The organism is Neobacillus sp. 19 (assembly GCF_049463095.1).
Lineage (GTDB): Bacteria > Bacillota > Bacilli > Bacillales > Cytobacillaceae > Neobacillus.
In genome coordinates this window covers 46,559-62,806 of record NZ_JBMPZU010000058.1, presented here as the reverse complement: position 1 = coordinate 62,806, position 16,248 = coordinate 46,559, and the positions used below count along the sequence as shown (strand labels likewise).

Genomic DNA, 16,248 nt, shown 5'->3' with positions numbered 1-16,248 from the left:
ATTGTATTGATGAAACCAATGAACTATCGGAACAACAAATGCTTGAAGTTGAAAGAATAATTCACTTTGCCGCTAAAAAACAGCAGATTGAAGAACACAGCGAGGTTTCAATCATATTTGTTTCGAATGAGAGAATCCATGAAATTAACCGAGACTATCGCGATAAGGACATGCCTACTGACGTTATCTCTTTTGCGATGGAGGAGCTCGGTGAAGGAGAAATGGAACTAACTGGTGTGGAGCAGCCCAGAGTCTTAGGGGATATTATTATATCAATACCAAGGACAAAAGAACAGGCTGAGGAGTATGGCCATTCTTTTCAAAGAGAACTTGGATTCCTGGCAGTACATGGATTCCTTCACCTATTAGGTTATGACCATATGACGGAGGAAGAGGAAAAGGTAATGTTCAGATTGCAAAAGGAAATTTTAGATGACTATGGACTCAAAAGATAAGTCTTTCCCATTTATGAAATCGTTTATGTTTGCCTTGTCAGGGATTATGACGGCACTTCGAATGGAAAGGAATATGCGCATTCATTTTATGAGTTCATTCATTGTGCTAGTCGTATCCTTTTACTTTTCGATTACAAAAATGGAATGGCTTTTCATCCTTTTTGCTATTGGAGGGATGTTTGCCTTGGAATTATTGAATTCCGCTGTCGAGCGAGTGGTGGACCTTGTTACCGCTGAGTACCATCCATTGGCAAAACAAGCAAAGGATTTGGCGGCCGGGGCTGTCTTAGTCTATGCGGCTCTCTCAGCTGTAATCGGGATGATCATCTTTTTACCATATGTTGTTAGACTTTTGTAATGTAATTTATTTTATCCATTTGAAATAGGCAATCGAATTCGGTAAAATGACATAATTAACTTTTGTTTTGATCACAAGTTAATTTGAGGGAAAATTCAAACTTTTTTAAATTTTATATTACTTTTTGATTGCAAGTAATGATTTTCTCTGTTTTTTGGTGTAAAATAAAGAAACAGCAGATTCTTGCTGGAAGGGAAGAAGTTTTGTGAATATCGAACAATTAATTGAAGAAGCAAAAAAGGCAAGAGATAAAGCTTATGTGCCTTATTCCAAGTTTGGTGTAGGAGCAGCATTGCTTACAACAGATGGAAAAATATATCATGGCTGTAATATTGAGAATGCCGCTTACAGTATGTGCAACTGTGCAGAACGAACAGCCCTTTTTAAAGCCTACTCAGAAGGTGATAGGGATTTTCACATGTTAGCCGTTGTTGCCGATACAGAGCGTCCATGTTCCCCTTGTGGTGCATGCCGACAAGTTATTTCTGAGTTATGCCCGAGAGATATGAAGGTTGTCTTAACAAACCTAAAAGGGGATATTCAAGAAATTACAGTAGAAAATCTATTGCCTGGTGCCTTTTCGCCGGAGGATCTACATGTTGAATAATGGGAATGAAAACGGATACAAATCAGGTTTTATTTCGATTATTGGCCGTCCGAATGTGGGGAAATCCACTTTCCTCAATCGAGTAATCGGTCAGAAGATTGCCATTATGAGTGATAAACCGCAAACCACTCGAAATAAAATTCAAGGTGTACTATCCCTGCCTGACGCTCAAATGATTTTTATTGATACGCCAGGGATCCATAAACCAAAACATAAATTAGGCGATTTTATGATGAAGGTTGCACAAAATACACTTAAAGAAGTTGATTTGATCCTATTTATGGTAAATGCCGAAGAAGGATTTGGACGTGGGGAAGAATTTATTCTTGAAAAATTTCAAACAATAAACACCCCTATCTTTCTCGTTATTAACAAAATTGATCAGATCCATCCTGATAAATTATTGCCAATTATTGAATCATATAAAGAAAAATATTCATTTAAAGAAATTGTGCCCATATCTGCACTTGAAGGGAATAATGTCGAACGTTTATTAGACCAAATTAAATCCTTCCTACCTGAGGGGCCGCAATATTATCCTGCTGATCAGGTTACCGATCACCCGGAACGGTTTATCATTACGGAACTGATTAGAGAAAAAGCCCTGCATTTAACAAGAGAAGAAATTCCACACTCGTTGGCAGTTGTGCTTGATAAAATGGAAAGGCGAGAGGGCAAGGATATTATTCATGTCATGGCAACAGTGATTGTAGAGCGAGATTCACAAAAGGGAATTATTATTGGAAAACAAGGAAGTATGCTGAAAGAAATCGGAAAGCGGGCACGAAGTGATATTGAGAACCTTCTTGGGTCAAAAGTATTTTTAGAGCTTTGGGTAAAAGTCCAGAAAGATTGGCGTAATAAGATGTCCCAGCTTCGTGATTATGGCTTTAATGAAGATGAATATTAAATAATAACCCTTTTAAAAATATTAGCTTATCTACAAGATTATGCATGGACAACATTAACAAATATTTCGTCTTATGATTTTGGCAATGGCAGGCTATGATAAATGTATGGTTTGGGATATAACTTTAGGCTAGTCTAAATAATGAAAGGTGGGGTTTTCGATGATGGATTTTACGTGGAAAGTATTCCTCCAGACAGGTAATATTGACACATATCTTCTCTTCAAAGAGCTTGAGAAGGAAAACCAAGAAATACCCGGAAATCAGAATGAAGGTCTAGCACAAATCGATTTTCCCGTTTCATAAGCGAGTCTTGCGTATGACTTAAGAAGGTGCTTGTAATGCTTCAGAAATGTGAAGGCATTGTCATTAGAGTAAATGATTATGGTGAAACCAATAAAATTGTAACCTTATATACAAGGGAATGGGGAAAGATCGGCATTATGGCACGAGGAGCTAAAAAGCCCAACAGCCGTCTTTCTTCCATTACCCAGCTTTTTACACATGGATATTTTCTAGTACAAAAAGGTACCGGTTTAGGGAGCTTGCAGCAGGGAGAAATGATTACCTCGATGCGTTCAATTGGCGAAGACATCTTTTTAACTGCCTATGCCAGTTATATTGTTGAATTAACCGATAAATGTACAGATGAAAAAAAACCAAACCCGTTTCATTTTGAATTATTATATCAGACATTAAATTACATGAATGAAGGCTATGATCCGGATATTCTGATGCATATTTATGAAATGAAAATGTTAAATGTCATGGGATTATATCCAATCTTAAATCAATGTTCCGTTTGCGGCAGTACAGACGGACATTTTTCTTTTTCTATTCGCGAAGGCGGATTTATCTGCCACCGGTGCTTGAACCAAGATCCGTACCATTTTAAATTATCACCAGCTACAGTGAAATTATTACGATTATTTTATTATTTTGATCTTTCAAGGTTAGGTGAAATTTCTGTCAAAGAGAAAACGAAAGCAGAACTTAAAAAAGTCATAACCGCCTACTATGAAGAATATTCAGGACTTCATTTCAAAACAAAGAAATTTCTTAATTCCATGGATCAATTTCGTAATCTCTTTTAATCGGCTTGTTGACAATGCTTGAAGTTTTAGATAAAATTCTGTTTAATATCATAATTGCTATGAAGGAAAGTAGTACTTAGTCATCTCTATAAAAGCGAACCTAGGATGGTGTGAGCTAGGGTATAGGGCACTAACGAAGGCGTTCCTGAGCAAACACGTGTGTAAGCACGATTTTAAGGAGGCTGCTTTTTATAGCAGCAAATAGGGTGGAACCGCGGGTAACTCTCGTCCCTATGCTTGTAATAGCATAGGGGCGGGAGTTTTTTGTTTGATTAAAAAGTAAAGGAGAAAAAAGAATGAATGTAACAATGGAGCAAATTGTTTCACATGCAAAGCACAGAGGGTTTATTTTTCCTGGATCAGAGATATATGGAGGACTTGCGAACACGTGGGATTACGGTCCGTTAGGTGTTGAATTTAAAAATAATATTAAGGCTGCGTGGTGGAAGAAATTCGTACAGGAATCCCCTTACAATGTCGGATTAGATGCAAGCATCCTAATGAACCCGCGCACTTGGGAAGCTTCCGGGCATATCGGTAACTTTAATGACCCGATGATCGACTGTAAAAATTGTAAAGCGCGCCATCGTGCGGATAAATTAATTGAAAATGCACTTGATGAAAAGGGAATCGAATTGGTTGTTGACGGACTCCCATTTGAAAAAATGGAAGAGCTTATTAAAGAACATAATATTGCATGTCCCGACTGTGGCAGCCATGAGTTTACAGGAATTCGTCAATTTAATTTGATGTTTAAAACCTTCCAGGGGGTAACTGAATCAAGTACGAATGAAATTTTCCTTCGTCCGGAAACAGCGCAAGGTATTTTCGTTAACTTTAAAAATGTGCAGCGGACCATGAGGAAAAAGCTCCCGTTTGGTATTGCGCAAATCGGTAAAAGTTTCCGTAATGAAATCACCCCTGGTAATTTTACATTCCGTACAAGAGAATTCGAACAAATGGAACTTGAGTTCTTCTGTAAACCAGGTGAGGAACTAAAATGGTATGACTACTGGAAGAGTTTTGCTGAAAGTTGGCTATTGTCACTAGGACTTACAAAAGAAAATCTACGGCTGCGTGATCATTCTGAAGATGAACTTTCTCACTATAGTAATGCAACAACTGATTTTGAATTTAAGTTTCCGTTTGGCTGGGGTGAATTATGGGGTGTAGCTTCAAGGACCGATTATGATTTGAAACAGCATATGGAACACTCTGGAGAGGATTTCCATTATCTTGATCCTGAAACCAATGAAAAGTATGTACCATTTTGCATTGAACCATCACTTGGTGCCGACCGGGTTACACTGGCGTTCTTGATTGATGCTTATAACGAAGAGCAGCTTGAAGATGGAACGACAAGAACGGTGATGCATTTTCACCCGGCTTTAGCACCGTTTAAAGCAGCCGTCCTGCCATTATCGAAAAAGCTGTCTGATGAAGCAAGAGAGGTGTTTGCTACGTTATCCAAACACTTTGCAGTTGATTATGATGAAGCTGGTTCAATCGGTAAACGATACCGCCGCCATGACGAAATTGGTACGCCGTTCTGTATTACTTATGACTTTGATTCTAAAGAAGACAACATGGTTACCGTTCGCGACCGGGACACGATGGAACAAAACCGCATCCCGATTGCCGAGTTAGTAAACTTCCTGCAAGAAAAAATGGTGTTTTAATAAGCTAGACAAACGAAAAGGTGCGGACTCCGCACCTTTTTCAATAGTACTATCAGAATCTATAACAACTTTAAAGAAATGTCCAGCTCCAGCGCCCTAGCGGCTAGTGTCCTTCGCACTCCGCCCTACGATAAGTCAACATCGATTCGCCTCCGGCGCATCGTGTTTCCTTTATCTCAGTTGGAGTGCTCCACAGGGAAAGCTTCGGCAGCATAGGCATCGGCATCGCACGAAGAAAAAGCGTTAGCTTTTTCGAGGAGGCCATACGCCGCTGAACAGGGCGCTTCCGCTTTTCTGAATGGAATTGAAATAGTTTGTGGTATATAATATTCCTTAAGATAATGTACATTTTAACTGGGTATTATAAGGTGGTGAGGACAATCGAACTAACTAAACGCCAGGAGCATATATTGCAAATAGTGAAAGAAAATGGTCCCATTACAGGAGAGCAGATTGCTGATCAATTAAGCCTGACTAGGGCGACACTAAGGCCGGACCTTGCTATTTTAACGATGGCCGGTTTTTTGGATGCCAGGCCGCGTGTCGGATACTTTTATACAGGGAAATCAGGAGCGCAGTTATTGACGGAAAATTTGCAGAAAATCTATGTAAAGGATTATCAATCCATTCCGGTGGTCGTGAATGAAAACGTTTCTGTTTACGATGCTATTTGTACAATGTTTCTTGAAGATGTGGGAACATTATTTGTAGTTGACCAAAGCTCAAGTCTTGTAGGGGTTCTTTCCAGAAAGGACTTGCTCCGTGCAAGTATTGGCAAGCAGGAGCTTACAAGCATACCTGTCCATATCATTATGACAAGGATGCCGAACATAACGATGTGTGAGCGGGAGGATTTATTAATTGATATTGCTAAGAAGTTAATTGAAAAACAAATAGATGCCTTGCCAATTGTGAAAAAATCAGAAAATGGCTACGAGGTTATTGGCAGAGTGACGAAAACAAACATTACAAAGGCCTTTGTTTCGTTAGGTGATGAGTAAACAAAAGTATAATAACGAGGAGCTGTTGAGGGAGAATGAGTTTGCCAATCATATATGTTGTATCTGATTCGGTTGGGGAGACTGCCGAATTAGTTACAAAAGCGGCAATTAGCCAGTTTAACGGGTCTGGAATGACCTTAAAAAGATTTCCTTATGTGGAGGATCAGGAACATATCGATGAAGTGTTATCTCTTGTAGCCCATGACAATGCCATGGTCGCCTATACACTTGTCAAACCCGAAATGCGTACATATTTGAAGGAACAAGCAGAAGTGGAAGGGATTATTGCTGTGGACTTAATCGGTCCAATCATGGACCAAATTCAGATTTTTAGCGGAAAAACTCCACTTTGCGAACCTGGCCTTGTAAGGAAGCTTGATGAGGATTATTTTAAAAAGGTAGAAGCCATTGAATTTGCTGTAAAATATGATGATGGCCGAGATCCGCGGGGACTTTTAAAGGCGGATATTGTATTAATTGGGGTGTCAAGGACTTCAAAGACGCCTTTATCACAGTATTTGGCACATAAACGATTTAAGGTAGCAAATGTCCCTCTCGTACCTGAGGTAGACCCCCCTGAAGAACTTTATAAAGTTCCAATCGAAAAATGCTTTGGTTTAAAAATAAGTCCGGAGAAATTAAACAATATTAGACGGGAACGATTGATTTCTTTAGGACTAAATGATCTAGCAAGTTATGCAAATATAGATAGGATTAAAGAAGAGTTAACTTTTTTTGAAAATATTGTTAAGAAAATAAATTGTCCAGTAATCGATGTTACCAATAAGGCAGTCGAAGAAACAGCAAATGTTATTATAAATTATTTTCAAAAAGGCAGACTTTAACACATAATCATCTGATTATGTGTTTCTTTACGTAAAATGTGGAGGAAAACTGAAAAAAAGTTATGGCAAAATGATAATGAATATACTATAATAAAAAATTGTGATAAAAATATATCTTTTTAGGTTTAGAGTTGCATGGGAACGAATAAACTATTTATTGTCAGATGTCAAGGCGGAGACCCCGAAAAAATTCGACATAAATCCTTTTAAAAAGTTATTGCTTAAAGAAGGAATATACGGAGAGATGTAGAATTTATACTTATGTAAAAGGAAAACCGGCTATTTTTGTCGTTGCAGATTCTTGCCCCGTTACATATGTTACTTGGAAATATGTTGATTCATGTATGGAAGTTGCGACCTAAACAAAAATTTTGTCGAAATTTGCAGGAATCTAATCATTACCTGCCGAATACCTGTAGGACAGTAGTACAAATGGAGTTGTTTTCATGGCGGAACGCATTGCCGAAGAAAAGATAGATCAAATTCGTCAGGCTGTTGACATTGTCGAGGTAATCAGCGATTATGTTCAACTGAAAAAACAGGGGCGAAATTACTTCGGATTATGTCCTTTCCATGGAGAAAGCACCCCTTCTTTTTCAGTCTCAACGGACAAACAAATATTCCATTGCTTTGGCTGTGGAGCTGGTGGAAATGTATTTTCTTTTTTAATGGAACTAGAAGGAATGTCATTCCAAGAGGCAGCTATTAAATTAGCTTCAAAGGTTAATATCGACCTTGAGATTAATTTACCTTCAGCGGTAAGCGGGAAAAAAGTTTCAGCCGAGCTTCAATCCATGCTTGATGCTCATGAACTGTTAAGGAAATTTTATCATCACTTACTGGTAAATACAAAAGAAGGACAGCATGCATTAGAGTATTTACTGGGAAGAGGATTTACCCGGGAATCGATTGATAAGTTTCAAATTGGTTATTCTTTAAATTCGTGGGATTTTGTTTGCAAATTCCTTACTAAAAGGGATTTTGCACCTGAGTGGATGGAAAAAGCCGGTTTAATGATCAAACGAGAAAGGGACGGGACGTATTTCGATCGATTCAGGGATCGAATTATGTTTCCTATTTTTGACCGTCATGGTAATACGATTGCTTTTTCAGGGAGATCATTAGGGGCCGAAGAGCCAAAATATTTAAATAGTCCCGAAACAGCAATCTTTAATAAAAGTAAAATTTTATATAATTATCACTTGGCTAAGCCAAGTATAAAAAAAGCGCAGCATGCTGTTTTGTTTGAGGGATTTGCCGATTGTATTGCAGCAGAACGATCTGGAGTGGAGAATGGTATTGCCACAATGGGGACATCCTTGACAGATGAACATATAGCCCTTTTACGACAAAGCGTTCAATCGGTGACTATCTGCTATGATTCCGATAAAGCAGGTATAGAAGCTGCTTACCGTGCAGGGAACCACCTTCATGATGCTGGGTTTCAAATTAAGGTAGCTATGATGCCTGATGGACAGGATCCGGATGACTATATCAAAAAAAATGGTCCCGACAAATTCCGCAATGAAGTGATTGGTGCAAGTTTAACCTGGATGGCATTTAAATTTCTTTACTTTCGAAGAGGAAAAAACCTTCAGAATGAAGGAGATCGGCTTGCATATATCGAAGTGATAATCAAAGAAATCAGCCGTTTGGATAAGGCTGTTGAAAGAGATCATTATTTAAGGCAGCTTTCAGCGGAATTTTCGCTATCGTTAGATGCATTAAAACAGCAGCAACAGCAAATTTTCTTTGCTGAAAAAAGAAAGTCAACTGGAAAAAATGAACCTTTCCAAAAACCCTTGGTCATCCCGAAACCAGTGAAGGAATTAAAACCTAAACATTATCAGGCGGAAAGGTGTTTAATTGCCCATATGCTTAAAAATCGCGATGTGGCATACAAGGTTCAAGAATTACTTGCAGGAAACACGTTTAATATTGATGAACATCAGGCAATAATAACATATCTGTTAGGATTTTATGAGGATCATTTGGAACCTGATAGCAGTGCATTTTTAACCTATATTCAAGATGATAATCTTAGAAGAATGGTTGCCAATATTGAAATGATGGCTATAAATGATGAGATAAGCAACCAAGAATTAACTGATTATATCAAACAGGTGTTGAATTATCAAAAATTGTTAAAGATAAAAGAAAAAGAAGTGGAACTAAAAGAAGCGGAGCGACAAAGTGATTTTGGAAAGGCTGCTGCAATTGGTGATGAAATCAATCAACTGCGTAAATTGCTTTAAATTCCATTTTAGTGTCTTTGATTCTGGAAGGAGTGGACCCCCTTATGGCTGCTGAAAAATCAGCCCGTTCAAAAGAGGTTGAAAATGAATTAACCCTTGAACAAGTAAAAGACCAGTTAACTGAGCTGGGTAAAAAAATCGGTGTCCTTGCCTATGATGATATTGCGGAAAAGCTTGCTAATTTTGAATTAGAGTCTGAGCAAATGGATGAATTCTTAGAATTTCTAGGTGATCAAGGAATCGAATTGGTCGGAGATAATGACGAGGATCCGGATGATAAAAAAATTGCAAAAGAAGATGACGAAGAATTTGATTTAAATGATCTTAGCGTGCCTCCTGGAGTTAAGATAAATGATCCAGTTCGTATGTACTTAAAAGAAATCGGCCGTGTAGACCTGCTGTCTGCTGAAGAAGAAATTAAACTGGCCAACCGGATTGAAGAAGGCGACGAAGAAGCTAAGCGACGTCTTGCTGAAGCAAACCTCCGCCTTGTTGTTAGTATTGCCAAGCGCTATGTGGGCCGTGGAATGCTATTTCTTGATTTGATTCAAGAAGGTAATATGGGTCTAATCAAGGCAGTTGAGAAATTTGATTACCGAAAAGGTTTCAAATTCAGTACGTACGCGACCTGGTGGATTCGACAAGCGATTACTCGTGCAATTGCAGACCAAGCAAGAACGATCCGAATTCCAGTGCATATGGTTGAAACGATTAATAAACTGATTCGTGTTCAGCGTCAATTACTTCAAGACCTCGGCCGCGAACCAACACCTGAAGAAATTGGCGAAGATATGGATTTAACCCCTGATAAGGTTAGGGAAATTTTAAAAATTGCCCAAGAACCTGTCTCACTTGAAACACCGATTGGTGAAGAAGATGATTCACATCTTGGGGATTTTATCGAAGATCAAGATGCAACCTCACCATCTGAACATGCTGCCTATGAGTTATTAAAGGAGCAGCTGGAAGATGTGCTTGATACTTTAACTGATCGCGAAGAAAATGTTCTTCGCCTGCGTTTTGGACTGGATGATGGCCGCACCCGCACACTAGAAGAGGTGGGCAAAGTTTTCGGCGTAACACGAGAACGTATTCGCCAAATCGAAGCGAAGGCATTACGTAAATTACGTCATCCAAGCCGCAGCAAACGCCTAAAAGATTTCTTAGAATAGAATACCGTAAAAATAGTTTACTTCTTTAAAGGAGTAGACTATTTTTTTTGAAAAAAGGCTCTAATTTTTTTAAATGAAAACCCTTTCTCCGTTTTTTCTTTATTTTACTGAATTGTCTCTCATTTTGCAAATATCCTTCTGGATTTATTAGTTGATTTTCCTCGTTTTTATTTTTGTAAAAAAGAAATAGTTCTCATTTTCCCTTTTACTAAAGTGTTAATAATATAAGACTATTCCTCATATTACCAAATAGCAACATGATTTTTGTTATATTCGAATAATATAATATTTTTAAAAATTTATTAATATTGAGAAATTTAGACAATTTCTCTTATAATGGTAAAGAAAGCGCATACAAAAATGCCTTGGGGGGGATGGATATGAATTTTGATTTAACTTCCGAACAAGAAATGATTAAACGGACATTACGCCAGTTTGCGGATGAAGAAGTTGCGCCTGGTGCTATCGAACGGGACCGAACAAAACAATTTCCTGCAGATATATTCAAGAAACTGGCTGAGATGGGGATTATGGGGCTGCCTTTTCCTGAAGAATATGGCGGCGGAGGGGCAGATACGGTTAGCTTTGCTATCGTTGTTGAAGAATTAAGCCGTGTATGCGGCTCGACTGGAATCACCTATTCTGCCCATATTTCTTTAGGTGGGGCCCCATTATATTTGTTTGGAACGGAGCAGCAGAAACAAAAATACTTAACACCTATTTGTATAGGAGAATCATTTGGAGCATTTGGTCTCACGGAACCTAATGCGGGGTCTGATGCAGGGGGGACAAGAACAACGGCCAAAGAAGTCAATGGAGAGTTCCTTATTAATGGAAATAAATGTTTCATCACCAATGCAAGCTTTGCCAATCATTTGGCCTTAACAGCAGTTACAGGTGAAAGAGAAGGAAAAAAGGAAATAAGTGCAATCATTGTTCCAACAAATGGAGCTGGTTTTACAGTCATTGATAATTACGAAAAAATGGGCTTACATTCATCGAATACAACAGAGCTTGTATTAGAGGATGTTAGAGTGCCTGTAGAGAACCTTCTGGGAAAGCGCGGAGAGGGCTTTAGACAGTTTTTAATAACGCTTGATGGCGGACGTATCGGAATCGGCGCAATGGCTGTAGGGATTGCTCAGGGGGCGTATGAGAAAGCTCTTGCTTATGCAAAGGAGCGTAAGCAATTCGGCAAATCGATTTCCTCCTTCCAAGCGATTCAGTTTAAGCTTGCGGATATGGCAATGAAAATTGAATTGGCTCGGAATATGGTTTATAAGGCAGCATGGCTAAAAGACAAAGGCAGACCTTTTTCAAAGGAAGCAGCCATGTGTAAACTGTATGCTTCTGAGATTTGTATGGAAGTTACAGATCAAGCAGTGCAAATACATGGAGGATACGGTTATATGAAGGAATATCATGTGGAGAGAATGATGCGTGATGCCAAGCTGCTTGAAATAGGTGAGGGTACCTCAGAGGTGCAAAGAATGGTTATTTCACGATTAATTGGTTGTTAACAAGAAAATAGGGGGAAGATAACAAGGGGAGGAAAAAGTGTGTAAATTCACTTTGTTTCACCTCTTTTATCTTTTTTACAAAGATTATAGTGATAAAATAAGTTTAGGGCTTTTCCTTCTGTTATTTTTCAAGTAAAATAGTAGTTGTTTGCAGATGCAGTTTTATTTAATGATCAGTTTACGTACATAGGGAGGTTATATCATGAATCGAAATCCGGTAATACCTTACGTTCTCGTCATGGTTTTTGGAATTGTACTAGTGTTCTTCTTGTCATTCAAAGGCCTTGGCGACATGAAGGAAGTCGCTAAAGAAAATGGCGAAGGAAAAGGCGGAGAGAAAACAGAAGTTGCCGCATCTAATCCAGAAGAAATTTATAAATCAACTTGTATCGGCTGTCATGGTGATCAATACCAAGGAGGAGTGGGTCCTTCATTAAAAGGTACTGGTTTATCAAAGGATGAAGTTAAAGATATCCTAACGAATGGTAAAGGTACAGGAATGCCTGCAGGTCTTGTACCAGCAGAACAGATTGATGCAATGGCTGAGTGGGTTTCTAAATTAAAGTAAAAGTTATACTGTTCCAAAAAAGGTCCTTTGCATCGGTAAAGGACCTTTTTTATACATATTAGATTAAAGAGTGGTGTTGGTATTGAATTCGGATAGATTATCGTCTCGATTAGCAACAGTTGCAAAATATGTGCCCACCGGTGCAACATTAGTCGATGTCGGCTCAGATCATGCTTATTTACCATGTTTTTTGGCGAAGAACATCGGTATTACCTTTGCTGTTGCGGGTGAGGTAGCTGAAGGACCCTATCAGTCCGCGAAAAGAAATGTATTGGCTGAAGGTTTGTCGGAGGTTATTGCCGTTCGCTTAGGAGATGGGCTTGACGTTATTGAACCGGGAGAAATAGAATACGTAACAATAGCTGGCATGGGTGGAGCATTAATTACAAGTATTTTGGAAAAGGGCAAGGACAAGCTGGGTTCTGTGAAAAGGCTTATTTTACAGCCCAACATTAGTGCAATTTCCATTCGAAAATGGCTGCTAGATCATAACTGGAAGCTGTCGGCGGAAGAGATTCTCGAAGAAGATGGAAAGATTTATGAGGTATTGGTCGCCGAAAAAGGCAAGGACACCGAAGATTCATTGATGCTTTATGGAGAGAACTTACAAGAAGGCTTATTATTCGGACCGTATCTTGTTAAAGAGAAGAGTGCGGTTTTTAAGAAAAAGTGGCAAAATGAGAGGGGAAATTGGGAGCGAATATACCATCAGCTTGAAAATGCTGCTCAAACTCCTGATACGATTGAAAAGAAGCAGGAGATTTTATTTAAAATGTCGTTGGTAAAGGAGGTAATCCAAGATGAAGAATCCTAATGGTCATGAAATTATCCAATTATTTGAACAGTTTTCACCGAAAGGGCTGGCAATGGAAGGTGATAGGATTGGTCTTCAGATTGGCCGCTTAAACAAAAAGGTTGAACGAGTAATGATTGCCCTCGATGTTCTTGAAGATGTCATTGAGGAGGCAATCGAAAAAAATGTACAGCTGATTATTGCGCACCATCCGATGATTTACCGTCCGCTTAAAAATGTGCTGACAGATACGGTACAGGGGAAAATGATTGAAAAGTTATTAAAGCATGATATTGCTGTTTATGCAGCCCATACTAACCTTGACGTGGCAAAGGGCGGGGTAAATGATCTGCTGGCAGATGCCTTAGGGATAGAAGCGGCAGAGGTGCTTGTACCAACTTATGAAACAGTGCTTAAGAAAATAGTCGTATTTGTTCCATCAAGCCACGCTGAATCAGTTAGAAAAGCCCTTGGAGATGCGGGAGCAGGATTTATCGGCAATTATAGTCATTGTTCTTTCTCTGCAAATGGAACAGGCAGATTCTTACCTGGGGACAATACAACGCCATACATGGGACAAGCTGGAATGTTAGAAGAAGTGGACGAGGTAAGAATTGAGACGATCATTCCGGAGCAGCAGCTGAAAAAAGCAATTACAGCAATGATTAAGGCGCATCCATATGAGGAAGTGGCCTATGATGTATACCCGTTGGAAAATCAGGGAGAAGTCCTTGGGTTAGGCAGGATTGGCAAGGTAAGTGAAATGACTCTTGGAGAATTTGCAAAAAAAGTGAAAGCTGCACTTGAAGTAGATACAGTACGTGTCGTCGGTGATTTAACTGCTAAGGTAAAAAAAGTTGCGGTTTTAGGCGGCGATGGCAATAAATACTTCATGAATGCTAAGTTCAAAGGAGCAGATGTGTATATTACAGGTGATATTTACTATCACACTGCACATGATGCGATGATGCAAGGATTGAATATGATTGATCCTGGGCACAATGTTGAAAAAGTAATGAAAAAGGGGCTGACAGCAACGTTACAAAAGCTGTGTACCAATTCAGGATATGTTGTTGAGATTTTTCCTTCCGAAGTAAACACAGATCCGTTTCAATTTATTTAATCGAAAAAGAACCGGTCAAATGAGCGGTTCTTTTTCGATCTAACTTATACCTCAGTCTTTTTTACTTTTGGTAGAATTCTGCTTAGCTGAACCTTTTTTCTCCGTTCCCAAGTTGCTTCATTATTTGGATCAAATTGTTCAAGGAAAGTAATCACTTCTTTTGTAATAGGGGTTGGTGTCGAGGCCCCGGATGTTACAGCAACATTCTTGGCATACTTGATCCAGTCGATTTCTAATTCGGTAATATCGGCAATGCGATATGCCTTTGTTCCGGCAATTTCTTCCGAAACCTGTGCTAAACGATTCGAGTTATTGCTCATCGGATCACCCACAACAATCGTTACATCCGCTTCTGTGGCTTGCTCGGCAACTGCTTCTTGGCGTATTTGTGTCGCATGACATATTTCATTATAAACCTGGACATGAGGATATTTTTCCTGAACCTTTTTCATGGTATCGGCCACATCCCATTGACTCATTGTAGTTTGGTTAGTGACAATTAGCTTGTCATTTTCAACCGTTAATGCTTCCACATCAACAGGTGTTTCCACTAGGTGAACCATACCTGGAGCAACCCCGACGGCGCCCTCAGGTTCGGGGTGGCCTTTTTTGCCAATATAAATTACTTGATATCCTTCTTTTGTTTTTTCTTCAATCAAGTCATGTGTTCTGGTGACATCAGGGCAAGTAGCATCAATAGTGACAAGCCCTTTCTTTTTTGCCAGTTCCCTTACCTCTGGGGAGATCCCATGGGCAGTAAAGATCACGGTACCCTTATCTACTTTATCAAGAATATCCTTGCGATTTTTCCCGTCAAGAGTAATAATTCCTTCTTCCTCAAAGGCATCTGTAACATGTTTATTATGAACAATCATACCTAAAATATAGATTGGACGAGGCAATGTTTTATCAAGTGCGGCATTTCTTGCGATGACCATAGCATCCACTACGCCATAGCAGTAACCGCGCGGTGATATTTTAATTATTTGCATATATAAAGTCCCCCTAAAAGACATTATTGGTAGTCTATGTATTTATTATATAAGACTAATAGGTATAATACAAAGATACATTTTTCACTTAAAGTTTTTGAAAAATAAAAGAATGCCGGTAGCCCCGGCATTCACCTGTTCAAATATACATTTTTGGTATTGAGCTTCCCTTTTGATATGAACTACTGTGCATAGAGCTTTGCGGTTGGTTTCTTTTTTTAGAACCAGTAGTTTGGATTTTGCTTCGGCGTGTTGTTTTCTTTGTAGTTCTTATTTCAGTTGATTCATTGCTTGAAGATTCTTCTTCAGCTGCTATTTTCTTTGAATTTGTTGCATCGGAAGATGAATCCGAACTTTTTGAGGCATTTTTGAAGCCTCGATACATCTTCCAAATCGCCGGCAGATTTTTTACCATAGGTCCATACTGTTGAATCATCGGCCCTAGAGACTGGGCGGTTTTTAAGACATTCTGGGTGTTATTTAGAATCCCTGATAGTCCCCCAGGGTTACTCAAAGATTGGAGTAAGCCTCCTCCTCCTCCTGCGGCTCTTCCCGCTCCCTGCATTCCCATTAGTCCTCCCGGTCCGCCAGCTTGACTACCTCTTCCGAGAAGTTTCGAAAGTAAACCGCCGCCTCTGTTCATTTGGCCGGCACCCATCATAGACCGCATTATTGGATTACCTCCGCCCATAGGACCCGCCGGCGGCCTCATCATCGGCCCTCCACCGCCAAATGGATTCCCGCCTGTTCCCATCATCGGGCTTCTTCCTCCAAATAGATTTGGGCCCATTCCGCCATTCATAGGCATTCTTGGTCCTGGCAACATACAGATGCCCTCCTTTCACCTTAATCTTCATACATTAAAATATGCATTTATC

The 16,248-nt window shown here is 39.3% G+C and carries 17 protein-coding genes and 1 other annotated feature; of the genes, 15 read left to right on the top strand and 2 right to left on the bottom strand.

The genetic code is table 11. The features are described 5' to 3' along the window. Nucleotides 1–38 precede the first annotated feature (38 nt). The 15 genes from ybeY to ACO1D1_RS17960 all read left to right on the top strand — a co-directional run bounded on the left by ybeY (nt 39) and on the right by ACO1D1_RS17960 (nt 14,378). Nucleotides 39–455: an rRNA maturation RNase YbeY gene (gene ybeY, locus ACO1D1_RS18030; protein ID WP_411675502.1), complete on the top strand. Its 417-nt coding sequence runs from the start codon at nt 39–41 to the stop codon at nt 453–455. Between the two features lie 13 nt (nt 456–468). Then, nucleotides 469–813 (top strand): diacylglycerol kinase family protein, encoded by a 345-nt coding sequence (locus ACO1D1_RS18025; RefSeq protein ID WP_423336632.1) that lies wholly within the window; start codon nt 469–471, stop codon nt 811–813. 205 nt (nt 814–1,018) lie between these two features. Beyond that, entirely contained in the window at nt 1,019–1,420 is a 402-nt protein-coding gene (locus tag ACO1D1_RS18020; protein WP_149871022.1) for a cytidine deaminase, read from the top strand. Then, a complete protein-coding gene (era, locus tag ACO1D1_RS18015) occupies nt 1,410–2,330 on the top strand; it encodes a GTPase Era (RefSeq protein WP_423336631.1) in 921 nt (306 codons plus the stop codon). The genes ACO1D1_RS18020 and era overlap by 11 nt, the downstream gene beginning before the upstream one ends. Nucleotides 2,331–2,490: 160 nt before the next feature. Next, the gene (locus tag ACO1D1_RS18010; RefSeq protein ID WP_149871020.1) at nt 2,491–2,634 is read left to right on the top strand and encodes a YqzL family protein; all 144 of its coding nucleotides are present in this window, start codon (nt 2,491–2,493) and stop codon (nt 2,632–2,634) included. 35 nt (nt 2,635–2,669) lie between these two features. Further along, nucleotides 2,670–3,422: a DNA repair protein RecO gene (gene recO / locus ACO1D1_RS18005; RefSeq protein ID WP_149871019.1), complete on the top strand. Its 753-nt coding sequence runs from the start codon at nt 2,670–2,672 to the stop codon at nt 3,420–3,422. A gap of 50 nt (nt 3,423–3,472) precedes the next feature. After that, nucleotides 3,473–3,658, top strand: a binding site (T-box leader). 60 nt (nt 3,659–3,718) lie between these two features. Next, nucleotides 3,719–5,101 carry a glycine--tRNA ligase gene (locus ACO1D1_RS18000; protein ID WP_149871018.1) on the top strand — a complete coding sequence of 461 codons (1,383 nt, stop codon included), beginning with the start codon at nt 3,719–3,721 and terminating at the stop codon, nt 5,099–5,101. 341 nt (nt 5,102–5,442) lie between these two features. Continuing rightward, nucleotides 5,443–6,102: a helix-turn-helix transcriptional regulator gene (locus ACO1D1_RS17995; protein ID WP_423336630.1), complete on the top strand. Its 660-nt coding sequence runs from the start codon at nt 5,443–5,445 to the stop codon at nt 6,100–6,102. A 35-nt stretch (nt 6,103–6,137) separates the two neighbouring features. After that, nucleotides 6,138–6,947: a pyruvate, water dikinase regulatory protein gene (locus ACO1D1_RS17990; RefSeq protein ID WP_423336629.1), complete on the top strand. Its 810-nt coding sequence runs from the start codon at nt 6,138–6,140 to the stop codon at nt 6,945–6,947. A gap of 446 nt (nt 6,948–7,393) precedes the next feature. Continuing rightward, a complete protein-coding gene (gene dnaG / locus ACO1D1_RS17985) occupies nt 7,394–9,202 on the top strand; it encodes a DNA primase (protein ID WP_423336628.1) in 1,809 nt (602 codons plus the stop codon). 44 nt (nt 9,203–9,246) lie between these two features. Next, the gene (gene rpoD, locus ACO1D1_RS17980; protein WP_149871014.1) at nt 9,247–10,374 is read left to right on the top strand and encodes an RNA polymerase sigma factor RpoD; all 1,128 of its coding nucleotides are present in this window, start codon (nt 9,247–9,249) and stop codon (nt 10,372–10,374) included. A gap of 380 nt (nt 10,375–10,754) precedes the next feature. After that, nucleotides 10,755–11,894 (top strand): acyl-CoA dehydrogenase family protein, encoded by a 1,140-nt coding sequence (locus ACO1D1_RS17975; protein WP_423336627.1) that lies wholly within the window; start codon nt 10,755–10,757, stop codon nt 11,892–11,894. A 202-nt stretch (nt 11,895–12,096) separates the two neighbouring features. Further along, the gene (gene cccA, locus ACO1D1_RS17970; RefSeq protein ID WP_423336626.1) at nt 12,097–12,462 is read left to right on the top strand and encodes a cytochrome c550; all 366 of its coding nucleotides are present in this window, start codon (nt 12,097–12,099) and stop codon (nt 12,460–12,462) included. Nucleotides 12,463–12,544: 82 nt separating this feature from the next. Beyond that, on the top strand, nt 12,545–13,276 hold the full coding sequence (locus tag ACO1D1_RS17965) for a tRNA (adenine(22)-N(1))-methyltransferase (RefSeq protein WP_423336625.1): 732 nt from the start codon (nt 12,545–12,547) through the stop codon (nt 13,274–13,276). Then, a complete protein-coding gene (locus ACO1D1_RS17960) occupies nt 13,263–14,378 on the top strand; it encodes a Nif3-like dinuclear metal center hexameric protein (RefSeq protein WP_423336624.1) in 1,116 nt (371 codons plus the stop codon). Before ACO1D1_RS17965 ends, ACO1D1_RS17960 begins: the two co-directional genes overlap by 14 nt. A gap of 44 nt (nt 14,379–14,422) precedes the next feature. Here the strand turns inward: ACO1D1_RS17960 and ACO1D1_RS17955 are convergent, their stop codons facing one another. Then, on the bottom strand, nt 14,423–15,370 hold the full coding sequence (locus ACO1D1_RS17955) for a 4-hydroxy-3-methylbut-2-enyl diphosphate reductase (RefSeq protein ID WP_423336623.1): 948 nt from the start codon (nt 15,368–15,370) through the stop codon (nt 14,423–14,425). A 139-nt stretch (nt 15,371–15,509) separates the two neighbouring features. Then, complete coding sequence (vrrA, locus tag ACO1D1_RS17950; RefSeq protein ID WP_423336622.1) at nt 15,510–16,196, bottom strand: VrrA/YqfQ family protein; 687 nt, start codon at nt 16,194–16,196, stop codon at nt 15,510–15,512. Between the last annotated feature and the right edge of the window lie 52 nt (nt 16,197–16,248).

What these genes read in the sequence shown, in the direction of transcription:
- ACO1D1_RS17995 (WP_423336630.1), top strand. Translation starts at nt 5,443, where the DNA reads ATGTACATTTTAACTGGGTATTATAAGGTGGTGAGGACAATCGAACTA.
- ybeY (WP_411675502.1), top strand. Translation starts at nt 39, where the DNA reads ATGCTTGAAGTTGAAAGAATAATTCACTTTGCCGCTAAAAAACAGCAG.
- cccA (WP_423336626.1), top strand. Translation starts at nt 12,097, where the DNA reads ATGAATCGAAATCCGGTAATACCTTACGTTCTCGTCATGGTTTTTGGA.
- recO (WP_149871019.1), top strand. Translation starts at nt 2,670, where the DNA reads ATGCTTCAGAAATGTGAAGGCATTGTCATTAGAGTAAATGATTATGGT.
- era (WP_423336631.1), top strand. Translation starts at nt 1,410, where the DNA reads ATGTTGAATAATGGGAATGAAAACGGATACAAATCAGGTTTTATTTCG.
- ACO1D1_RS17990 (WP_423336629.1), top strand. Translation starts at nt 6,138, where the DNA reads ATGAGTTTGCCAATCATATATGTTGTATCTGATTCGGTTGGGGAGACT.
- ACO1D1_RS17955 (WP_423336623.1), bottom strand. Translation starts at nt 15,370, where the DNA reads ATGCAAATAATTAAAATATCACCGCGCGGTTACTGCTATGGCGTAGTG.
- vrrA (WP_423336622.1), bottom strand. Translation starts at nt 16,196, where the DNA reads ATGTTGCCAGGACCAAGAATGCCTATGAATGGCGGAATGGGCCCAAAT.
- dnaG (WP_423336628.1), top strand. Translation starts at nt 7,394, where the DNA reads ATGGCGGAACGCATTGCCGAAGAAAAGATAGATCAAATTCGTCAGGCT.
- ACO1D1_RS18000 (WP_149871018.1), top strand. Translation starts at nt 3,719, where the DNA reads ATGAATGTAACAATGGAGCAAATTGTTTCACATGCAAAGCACAGAGGG.
- ACO1D1_RS18010 (WP_149871020.1), top strand. Translation starts at nt 2,491, where the DNA reads ATGATGGATTTTACGTGGAAAGTATTCCTCCAGACAGGTAATATTGAC.
- ACO1D1_RS17975 (WP_423336627.1), top strand. Translation starts at nt 10,755, where the DNA reads ATGAATTTTGATTTAACTTCCGAACAAGAAATGATTAAACGGACATTA.
- ACO1D1_RS18025 (WP_423336632.1), top strand. Translation starts at nt 469, where the DNA reads ATGAAATCGTTTATGTTTGCCTTGTCAGGGATTATGACGGCACTTCGA.
- rpoD (WP_149871014.1), top strand. Translation starts at nt 9,247, where the DNA reads ATGGCTGCTGAAAAATCAGCCCGTTCAAAAGAGGTTGAAAATGAATTA.
- ACO1D1_RS17960 (WP_423336624.1), top strand. Translation starts at nt 13,263, where the DNA reads ATGAAGAATCCTAATGGTCATGAAATTATCCAATTATTTGAACAGTTT.